Origin of the sequence: Rathayibacter sp. AY1B6 (assembly GCF_002932755.1) — a bacterium.
GTDB lineage: Bacteria > Actinomycetota > Actinomycetes > Actinomycetales > Microbacteriaceae > Rathayibacter.
Window position 1 is genome coordinate 105,879 of sequence record NZ_PSWL01000011.1, and the last position, 9,276, is coordinate 115,154.

Here is a 9,276-nt window from a genome sequence, read left to right on the forward strand (position 1 = left end):
CGATAGCTTTCGGACGCCAGGACGCGGCCGTGGATCGAAACCGATCCGCACGGGGGGCTGCAGCGTCGACGACCGGTCCTCCACCATGACGAAGGGTGGTAGTCCGTGGTGCCTACGAGCACGAGGAAGCGCTGGATCAGGACGGGGGCGGCGCTCGCGAGCATCGCGGCCGTCGCAGCGGGATCGCTGGTGGCGGCGGGACCGGCCTCCGCAGCGAACAAGGTGATCCCGGTCGCGCCCGCGCCCTACTTCTGGTCGGACAGCGCCCAATTCGGCACCGACGTGCCGCTTCCGGTGGCCGCAGACGCGACCACGCTGACCGTCGAGCTGCCCGACTCCACCGCTCCCGACACCTTCACCGAGTGGTCGTACCCCGGCTACCGGGTCGTGGAGTGGCGGCTGGGCAGCACCGCGACGGACCTCGCGAGCGGCGAATCCGTCGTCGACACCGCCACCAACTCGATCGAGATCCCGATCGGGCGCGCCGCCGGCTCCTTCGGCGGCACCTCGCTCTCGCTCCTCCTGAACGGCGCCGAGGACGAGGCGGACGACGCGTACGCTCCGGCCGGCGTCGACCGGACCGGCTTCGTCCTCGCCCTCTCCGCCACCCTCGCGGTGACGGCCGCGAGCGGATCCACGGATGCCGACCTCGACCTGTCGACGTCCGCCTCCTCCGACCGCGCCGTCGGCGGCGAATTCTGGGCCGGCGGCGGCACCGTCACCGAGGCCGGCGCGGGCGACGTCATCGTCCTCGACTCCGGCGTCCCCGGCTTCTTCGACCTCGCGGGCCTCAGCGCCACGGTCGGCACGGAGGACGGCGGCCGCCTGAAGGCCGCTCCCACGGTCGTCGAGGGCGGACGGGGCGTCGCGATCCGCCCGACGCAGGAGTTCTTCGACCGCTACCTCAACTTCAGCGACACGTCGCCCCTCGGCGCGCCGTCCGTCGAGGTGAAGGGCCTCAGCCGGGGCGGCGAGCAGCCGGCCGGCACCGGCGTCGTCGTGCGCGCGCCGCTGCGCGTCGTCCCGTCGACGACCACCCCCACCCCGACGCCGACCTCGGGCACCGGCCCGGAGGTCGTCCGCCTCGCGGGCACCGACCGCCAGGGCACCGCCGTCGAGATCTCGAAGGCGACCTTCACCACCCCCGGCGTGCCCGTCGTCTACATCGCCACCGGCGCGAACTTCCCCGACGCGCTCAGCGCCGGACCCGCCGCCGCGAAGCAGGGCGGCCCTCTCCTCCTGGTCGACCGCGACTCGGTGAGCCAGGTCGTCCGCGACGAGCTCACCCGTCTCGCGCCCCAGCGGATCGTCGTCGTCGGCTCCGACCTCAGCGTCAGCGACGCCCTCGCCACCGACCTCGGCCAGTACGCGAACGGGAGGATCTTCCGCCTCGGAGGCACCGACCGCTACGACACGTCGCGGAAGATCATCGAGAGCGCCTTCGGAGGCGGCTCGCCGAAGGGGGCCTGGCTCGCGACCGGCGAGAAGTTCCCCGACGCGCTCAGCGCCACCGCCGCCGCAGGCAAGAACTCCGCCCCCGTCGTCCTCGTGAACGGCGGCCTCCCGGCGGCCGACCCGACCACGGTCGGGATCCTGCGGGGGCTCCGGCCTCCGGTGCTCACCATCGCGGGCTCCGAGCTGTCGGTCAGCGCGGGCATCCAGAACTCCCTCACGGTGCCGGCCGGACCGGCCGTGACCCGCATCGGCGGAGTCGACCGCTACGACACCTCGGAGCAGCTCAACCGGGCGGCCTTCCCCCGCGGGTCGAAGACCGTGTTCCTGGCCACCGGCGAGAACTTCCCCGACGCCCTGGCCGGAGCCGCGGCCGCCGGGCGCACGGGGAGCCCCCTCTTCGCCGTGCCCCCGACCTGCGTTCCGGTCAAGGTGCTGCAGGACATCAAGTCCGGCGGAGCGACGCGCGTCGTCCTCCTCGGCGGCACCGGCACCCTGTCGGCGGCCGTCCAGAAGCTGACTCCCTGCAGCTGACCCGACCCGCACCACGACGAGGGCCCTCCTCCCGCTCCGGCGGGGGAGGGCCCTCCGTCGTTCCCGGCTCGGGGCGACGACGGTCGGATACGCTGGGTCGGATGGACAGCACCACCCGGCACGCGGACTCGACGCGCGCCGCGCTCGAGGAGTCCGGGAAGAAGGTCGGGACGTGAGCATCCGCCGCTCCAACTTCGAGGGCCAGCCGCAGGTCACCTACGCGGCCGTCGGCGGCACGCTGGCGCCCGACCTGCTCGAGTACCCGCCGGACGGCTTCACGGCCGAGCGCTTCGAGGCCCGGCTCGGCTCGGGCGACGAGCGCTTCGCCATCACCACCGCCTCCCTGATGACGTGGGGCGTGCAGCGCGGCAGCGGCATCGAGGTGACCGACATCACCAGCGGCAGCGGCGTGCAGTACACCGGAGTCAACTTCGACGCCGCGGGCACCCCGATCGACCTCGTCAGCCGGCCGACGGAGGAGCACTTCGCTCCCGACGGCACCCCCTACATCACCGCGGGCGTGACCGCCGTGCTCCGCGTGACACTGCTCGGCCGCGTCTTCGACGCCCCGGTGCGCGTGGTCTACGTCGTCGACGAGCCCGACCAGGTCGGCTTCGCCTACGGCACTCTCGAGGGCCACCCCGAGAGCGGCGAGGAGTCCTTCGTCGTCGAGAAGCGCGCGGACGACTCGGTCTGGCTCGTCATCCGGGTCTTCTCGCGTCCCTCCACCCGCCTCTACCGCCTGGGCGCGCCGGTGCTGCGCGCCGTGCAGAAGCGCCAGGTGGCCAAGTACCTGCGCGCGCTGCTGCCGGCGCGCGTCAGCTGACGTGGGGAGCGCCCTCCCGATCGCCGATCCTGCTCCGCTCGACGGCGGACTGCCCGCGTCCGTCGTCGACGGCGTGGAGCAGCGCGACCTCGGCCTCTACGTGCACGTGCCGTTCTGCCGGGTCCGCTGCGGCTACTGCGACTTCAACACCTACACGGCGACCGAGCTCCGCGGAGCGAGGCAGCAGGACTACGCCGACGAGGCGATCACCGAGATGGCTCTCGGCGCCGAGGTGCTCGAGCGCGCGGGCCTGCCCCGGCGCCCCGCCCGCACGGTCTTCTTCGGCGGCGGGACTCCCACGCTGCTGCCCGCCGGCGACCTGGTGAGGATGCTGGCCGGCCTCCGCACCCACTTCGGGGTCGCGCCCGACGCCGAGATCACCACCGAGGCGAACCCGGACTCCGTCGACGCCGCCTACCTCCGCGCGCTGGCCGAGGCGGGCTTCACCCGCGTCAGCTTCGGGATGCAGTCGGCCGTGCCGCACGTCCTCGCCACGCTCGAGCGCACCCACGACCCGGAGCGGGTCCCGCTCGTGGTCGAGTGGGCGCGGGAGGCCGGCCTGCAGGTCAGCCTCGACCTCATCTACGGCACACCGGGGGAGTCGCTCGCCGACTGGGAGCGGTCGCTCGACTCCGCTCTCGCCAACCGGCCGGACCACCTCTCGGCCTACGCCCTGATCGTGGAGGACGGCACGAAGCTCGCCCGGCAGATCCGCCGCGGCGAGGTCGCGACCCCCGACGACGACCTCACCGCCGACATGTACGAGCTCGCCGACGCGCGTCTGGCCGCAGCCGGGTACTCCTGGTACGAGGTCAGCAACTGGGCGCGCGACGACGCGCACCGCTCCCGGCACAACCTCTCGTACTGGCTCGGCCACGACTGGTGGGGCGTCGGCCCCGGGGCGCACAGCCACGTCGGGGGCGTGCGCTGGTGGAACGTGAAGCACCCGGCGGCCTACGCCGACCGGCTGAGCACCGGAGCCTCGCCCGCTGCCGGGCGGGAGACGCTCGACGCGGGCACGCGGCGGGTGGAGGACGTGCTGCTGCGCTCGCGCCTGGCTGACGGGCTGCCGATCGACTCGATCGACGCCGGTCGGCGCAGCGAGGTGGCGGGGCTCATCGCCGACGGCCTCGTCGACGGCCGGGCGGCGCTCCGGGGGCGGATCGTGCTGACCCTGCGCGGCCGTCTGCTGGCCGACGCGGTCGTGCGGCGCCTCACCGACGGCTGAGGCCGGATCCCGGGGCGGCAGGCGCACGGCCGCCCCGGTGCCGCGGCTACTTGAAGAACGGGATGCTGATCGGGTACGTGTAGTACTCGCCCGCGCTGGCGCGCACCGAGGCGATGATCGCGAAGACGATCACCAGGATCGGCACGACCAGGAACACGATGAAGCCGACGAGCACGAAGGACAGGATCGTCCCTGCGACATAGGCGATCAGCGTCGTCAGGTGGAAGTTGAGGGCCGTCTTGGCGTGCGCTTCGAGGAACGGTCCGCGCCCCTTGAAGACCAGGAAGACGATCAGCGAGGGCAGGAAGCTGAAGAAGATGCCGGTCACGTGCGTGACGATCGCCCACGTCTTCTCGTCCGCCGGGTTCAGCGGCGGAGCCGGGGTCCCGTAGACGGGGGGCGGGGGAGGGGTGGCCGACATGATGGTCTCCGTTCCGAGGGCGGCGACGGGCGTCCCCCGTGCGCTCGGCGTCCATCGTGGCATGCGGCGACCCCCTGCGCACCGGGCCGCGCGGGACCTCCTCCTCGGGGATGACGGGGCTCCTCCCCGCAGATCTGCAGGAGTGCACCCCGGCCGATCCCCGCGCAACCCCGCCGGGCGGTCCGCCTCCCGGTTATGATTGGCACTCAGAGTTGCGGAGTGCCAGGCTCCGCGCGGCCTCAGCGCCGCAGACGGTCGTGCCCGCGGGCACTCGGAGTCCGGCGGGAGGTCGGTCGTATGGTCACGGAGCGCGGTCTCCAGGTGCTGCGCGTGATCGTGCAGGACTACGTGGCGAACCGGGAGCCGGTGGGCTCCAAGTCGATCGTCGAGCGCCACGCGTTCGGCGTCTCGGCCGCCACCATCCGCAACGAGATGGCCCAGCTGGAGGAGGAGGAGCTGATCGCGGCTCCGCACACCTCCTCCGGACGCGTGCCGACCGACAAGGGCTACCGCCTCTTCGTCGACCAGCTCGCCGACCTGCGCCCGCTCACCTCCGCGCAGCGCCAGGCGATCGAGACGTTCCTCGGGCAGAGCCCGGACCTCGACGAGGTGCTGGTCAAGACCGTCCGCCTGCTCTCGCAGCTCACCAACAGCGTCGCGCTCGTGCAGTACCCGTCGTTCGGAGCCGCGCGGCTGCGCCACGTGGAGCTCGTCGCCCTCGCGCCCCGCCGCCTCTTGTCGGTGCTGATCACCGACACCGGCCGGGTCGACCAGCGCGTGCTGGAGACCCCGGAGGACGTGGACGACGCGCTCCTCGGCGAGATCCGGGCGAAGCTCAACACGGCCGTGCTCGGCCTGGGGCTCCAGCAGGCGGCCGAGACGCTCGGATCCGTCGCGGAGCGCTTCAGCCCCGAGCGGCGCCAGGTGCTGACGCCGATCGTGCAGACCCTGCTCGAGCAGGTCGGCGCCAATCGGCAGGACCGCCTGGTCATGGCCGGCGCCGCGAACCTCGTCCGCACCGAGGAGGACTTCTCGGGCAGCATCTACCCGGTGCTCGAGGCGATCGAGGAGCAGGTGGAGCTGCTGCGCCTCTTCGCCGAGATGACTCCGGACCCCCGGGGCATCTCGGTGCGCATCGGCCGCGAGAACGCGCCGTTCGGCCTTCAGGAGACCTCGGTCCTCACGAGCGGCTACAACACCGCGGGCGGCCAGATCTCGCGCCTGGGCGTGCTCGGACCCATCCGGATGGACTACTCCGGCAACATCACCGCGGTGCGCGCCGTCGCCCGCTACCTCTCCCGCCTCCTCGGCGAGGAGTAGGCCCGACCTCCCGGCCCCCGCCGGTTCCCCCGGTGCGCCGTGCCCGGCCCACCGACCCACGAACGAAGGACGAAGCCACCTGTGGCCGATCACTACGAAGTGCTGGGCGTCGACCGCGACGCCTCCGCCGACGAGATCAAGAAGGCGTACCGCCGACTCGCCCGCGAGCTGCACCCCGACGTCAACCCGAGCGCGGACGCCTCCGAGCGCTTCAAGCTCGTCACGCACGCCTACGACGTCCTGAGCGACGCCCAGCAGCGGGCGCAGTACGACCGCGGTCCCCAGGAGGGCTTCGGCGGCGGCGCCCAGGGCTTCGGCGGGTTCGGCGACATCTTCGAGACCTTCTTCGGGCAGGGCGCGCAGGGCTCGTCCCGCGGACCGCGCTCCCGCCGCGAGCGCGGCCAGGACGCCCTGCTGCGCGTGGAGGTCTCGCTCGACGAGGTCATCTTCGGAACCCACCGCGACCTCGAGGTCGACACGGCGGTGCTCTGCGAGACCTGCCAGGGCTCGTGCTGCCAGCCCGGCACCTCGCCGGTGACCTGCGACATCTGCCACGGCTCCGGCCAGATCCAGCGCACGGTCCGCTCGCTCCTGGGCAATGTGATGACGGCCAGCCCCTGCGGCACCTGCCGCGGCTACGGCACCGTCATCGCGACCCCCTGCTCCACCTGCCAGGGCCAGGGACGCGTCCGCGCCCGCCGCACCATCCCCGTCGACGTCCCCGCGGGAGTCGACACGGGCCTGCGCCTGCAGATGCCCGGCAGCGGCGAGGTCGGCCCGGCCGGCGGACCCAACGGCGACCTGTACCTCGAGATCAAGGTCAAGCACCACGACGTCTTCAGCCGCAACGGCGACGACCTGCTCTGCACCCTCGAGGTGCAGATGACGGACGCGATCCTCGGCTCCACGGCGTCGCTCAAGGCGCTCGACGGCGACATCGAGATCGAGATCAAGCCGGGCACGCAGAGCACCGAGATCGTCACGATCAAGGGCCGCGGAGTCACGCGTCTGCGCGGCAGCGGACGCGGCGACCTCCGCATCGGCATCCAGGTCGTCACCCCGACGAAGCTGGGCCACCGCGAGCGGGAGCTGGTCCAGGAGCTGGCGAAGCACTACAAGCCCCAGAAGCCCGCGCTGACCCACTTCCAGCAGGGCCTGTTCTCCAAGCTCCGCGACCGCTTCCTGGGCTGAGCCCGTGGCGCACCACTACATCGACGAGTCGCTGGACTCCGACGGCTTCGTCGTCGGGGGCCGGCTCGCGCTCACCGGCGCGGAGGCACGGCACGCCGCGACCGTCAGCCGGATCCGCGCGGGCGAGAGCGTCCGGGTCGGCGACGGGCGCGGACTCGTCGCGACCGCGGTCGTCGAGAGCGCGGAGCCGGCGCGGGTGGTGCTCGTCGTGGAGTCGGTGCAGGAGTCCCCGGTGCCGTCCCCGCGTCTGGTCCTCGTGCAGGCGCTCGCGAAGGGCGATCGCGACGAGCTCGCCGTGCAGGCGGCGACCGAGCTCGGGGTGGACGAGGTCGTCCCGTGGCAGGCCGCGCGGTCGATCTCGCGGTGGTCGGGCCCGAAGGAGGAGAAGGGGCGCGAGCGCTGGCGCGCCATCGTGCGCGAGGCGAGCAAGCAGTCGCTGCGCCCCCGGGTGCCCGAGGTCGCGCCGCTCGAGCAGGTGCGCGGTCTCGTCGCGCGCGCCGCGACGTCCCGCGTGCTGGTCCTCGAGCCCTCGGCGCACGCGCGGCTCTCCCAGGTGGTCCCGGACGGACGCGACCTGGTGCTCGTCGTCGGTCCCGAGGGCGGCATCGCTCCGGAGGAGCTGCGGCTGCTCGCGGAGGCGGGCGCCGAGGCCGTCGCGCTCGGCGACTCCGTCCTGCGCACCTCGACCGCCGGGCCCGCTGCCATCGCGGTCCTCTCGGCCCGCCTGGGCCGCTGGTGACGCTCCTCCACAGCCGCCTCGGAGCGCCGGAGCAGGGTGCCGTGGGCGAACGCGGCGCCCGTCGCGCACGGGCCCCGTTTAAGATGAGTGCATGAGCGAACCCACCGTCTTCACGCGCATCGTCCGGGGCGAGATCCCGGCCGATGTGGTGTTCGAGAACGAGCGCATCCTCGCGATCACCGACATCGAGCCGAAGGCGCCCGTCCACCTCCTCGTCTTCCCGAAGACCCAGGAGCACGCCACGGTCGCCGCTCTCGCCGCCGCCGATCCCGCCCTGCTCGCCGAGATGGTGCAGGTCGCCCAGTCGCTCGCCGACGCCCACAGCAACGGTCAGTTCCGCCTCGTCTTCAACTCCGGCGAAGAGGCGGGCCAGACCGTGTTCCACGTGCACGCCCACGTCCTGGGCGGCCACCAGACGGAAGGCTCCCTTGCCACCGGTTGAGAACACGGGCGCGAGCCCCGACGAGCGTCCCGCCCCCGGCGCGGACGCGTCCGAGACGACGCGGCGCGTCGTCGCCGTCGACGGAGTCGCGATGGTGCGCCTCCTCGGACCCCAGGACCGCCTCATCCGAGCGGTCGAAGGACGATTCCCCGATGTCCGGGTGCACGTGCGCGGCAACGAGGTGACGCTCGACGGCGAGCGCGAGCCCGTCGCCGCGGCGACGCGCCTGGTGGAAGAACTGGTGCGCATGACCGCGAGCGGGCACGATCTCGACCCGGAGGGCGTGCGCGAGTCCGCCCGCATCCTGCAGAACGGCGGGCCGGTGAGCCCGGCCGAGGCGTTCGGCCAGGCCATCCTCACGGCGCGCGGACGCAGCGTGAGGCCCAAGACGCTCGGCCAGCGCGAGTACGTCGACGCGGTCGATCAGAACACCATCGTCTTCGGCATCGGCCCGGCCGGAACCGGCAAGACCTACCTGGCGATGGCGAAGGCCGTGCAGTCGCTGCAGCGCAAGGAGGTCGAGCGGATCATCCTGACCCGTCCGGCGGTCGAGGCGGGGGAGCGGCTGGGCTACCTGCCCGGCTCGCTCACCGACAAGATCGACCCCTACCTGCGCCCGCTCTACGACGCGCTGAACGAGATGATGGATCCCGAGATCGTCCCGAAGCTGCTCGCAGCCGGCACGATCGAGGTCGCGCCGCTCGCGTACATGCGCGGGCGCACGCTCAACAACTCGTTCGTCGTGCTCGACGAGGCGCAGAACACCACGCCCGAGCAGATGAAGATGTTCCTCACCCGCCTCGGCTTCGGCTCGAAGATGGTGGTCACCGGCGACATCACCCAGGTGGACCTGCCGACCGGCGCGAGCGGACTCCGCCTCGTGACGCGGGTGCTCGACGGCATCGACGACATCCACTTCTCGAGACTGACCAGCGAGGACGTGGTCCGCCACAGCCTGGTCGGCCGCATCGTGGACGCCTACACCGAGTACGACCAGCAGAAGCAGGCGCAGCACTTCGAGCGCGAGCAGGCCCGGGAGTTCGCGAACCGCGCCGAGCGCCGCGGCCAGGCCGCCCGCCCGCCCGGCGACCGCCAGCCTCCGCGCGGCTGAGCCCGCCCGCCC

General features: G+C 72.8%; 9 protein-coding genes. 8 read left to right on the forward strand and 1 reads right to left on the reverse strand.

Annotated features, from left to right (window positions below):
- The first annotated feature begins 105 nt into the window (after positions 1 to 105).
- From C5D08_RS07970 to hemW, 3 genes are all read left to right on the forward strand, one after another.
- Entirely contained in the window at positions 106 to 1,986 is a 1,881-nt protein-coding gene (locus tag C5D08_RS07970; protein WP_104276571.1) for a cell wall-binding repeat-containing protein, read from the forward strand.
- Positions 1,987 to 2,158: 172 nt separating this feature from the next.
- On the forward strand, positions 2,159 to 2,812 hold the full coding sequence (locus tag C5D08_RS07975) for a DUF1990 family protein (RefSeq protein ID WP_244229440.1): 654 nt from the start codon (positions 2,159 to 2,161) through the stop codon (positions 2,810 to 2,812).
- A 1-nt stretch (position 2,813) separates the two neighbouring features.
- Positions 2,814 to 4,040, forward strand: coding sequence for a radical SAM family heme chaperone HemW (hemW, locus tag C5D08_RS07980; protein WP_104276572.1), 1,227 nt, complete (start codon positions 2,814 to 2,816; stop codon positions 4,038 to 4,040).
- 46 nt (positions 4,041 to 4,086) lie between these two features.
- Here hemW and C5D08_RS07985 read toward each other — a convergent pair whose 3' ends face one another.
- A complete protein-coding gene (locus C5D08_RS07985) occupies positions 4,087 to 4,461 on the reverse strand; it encodes a DUF4870 domain-containing protein (protein WP_104276573.1) in 375 nt (124 codons plus the stop codon).
- Positions 4,462 to 4,758: 297 nt separating this feature from the next.
- Between C5D08_RS07985 and hrcA the strand changes: the two genes are divergently transcribed.
- The 5 genes from hrcA to C5D08_RS08010 all read left to right on the forward strand — a co-directional run bounded on the left by hrcA (position 4,759) and on the right by C5D08_RS08010 (position 9,264).
- Positions 4,759 to 5,781 (forward strand): heat-inducible transcriptional repressor HrcA, encoded by a 1,023-nt coding sequence (hrcA, locus tag C5D08_RS07990; RefSeq protein ID WP_104276574.1) that lies wholly within the window; start codon positions 4,759 to 4,761, stop codon positions 5,779 to 5,781.
- An 81-nt stretch (positions 5,782 to 5,862) separates the two neighbouring features.
- Complete coding sequence (gene dnaJ, locus C5D08_RS07995; protein WP_104251191.1) at positions 5,863 to 6,972, forward strand: molecular chaperone DnaJ; 1,110 nt, start codon at positions 5,863 to 5,865, stop codon at positions 6,970 to 6,972.
- A 4-nt stretch (positions 6,973 to 6,976) separates the two neighbouring features.
- Positions 6,977 to 7,711 (forward strand): 16S rRNA (uracil(1498)-N(3))-methyltransferase, encoded by a 735-nt coding sequence (locus C5D08_RS08000; RefSeq protein WP_104276575.1) that lies wholly within the window; start codon positions 6,977 to 6,979, stop codon positions 7,709 to 7,711.
- Positions 7,712 to 7,802: 91 nt separating this feature from the next.
- Entirely contained in the window at positions 7,803 to 8,153 is a 351-nt protein-coding gene (locus C5D08_RS08005; protein ID WP_104276576.1) for an HIT domain-containing protein, read from the forward strand.
- A gap of 91 nt (positions 8,154 to 8,244) precedes the next feature.
- On the forward strand, positions 8,245 to 9,264 hold the full coding sequence (locus C5D08_RS08010) for a PhoH family protein (protein WP_104225204.1): 1,020 nt from the start codon (positions 8,245 to 8,247) through the stop codon (positions 9,262 to 9,264).
- Positions 9,265 to 9,276 lie beyond the last annotated feature (12 nt).